Here is a 314-nt window from a genome sequence, read left to right on the forward strand (position 1 = left end):
TGTTAATAAAAGGACTTAAAAAGGTTGTAAATGTTAAATTCTCAAGAAACACGCATCTTATAGAAACGTCCTATGATAGGTTGAAATCAAGAGAAATCACATTTCAGCAATACAGGGAAAATCTTGCTAAAGCAGGAGTTTTCCGATGGGTTACAAATATCCATGAACATAAAAGATATTACTATACCTTTGATAATTCATTACTATTTACTGAGAGCATTCAGAACACTACACAAATCTTTCCACGCTAAATCATAACGTCCGGTTTCTTCCGTGTCAGCACCGGGGCGTTGGCATAATGCAATACGTGTACG

Annotated in this window: 1 protein-coding gene; it reads left to right on the forward strand. The window is 36.0% G+C overall.

The window, feature by feature from the left end; all coding sequences use genetic code 11:
• Positions 1-251: DUF1398 family protein (locus tag JW499_RS21985; RefSeq protein ID WP_137658766.1), on the forward strand; the 251-nt coding region annotated here is incomplete at its 5' end.
• Positions 252-314: the final 63 nt, after the last annotated feature.

It is taken from the genome of Amphritea pacifica, assembly GCF_016924145.1.
GTDB lineage: Bacteria > Pseudomonadota > Gammaproteobacteria > Pseudomonadales > Balneatricaceae > Amphritea > Amphritea pacifica.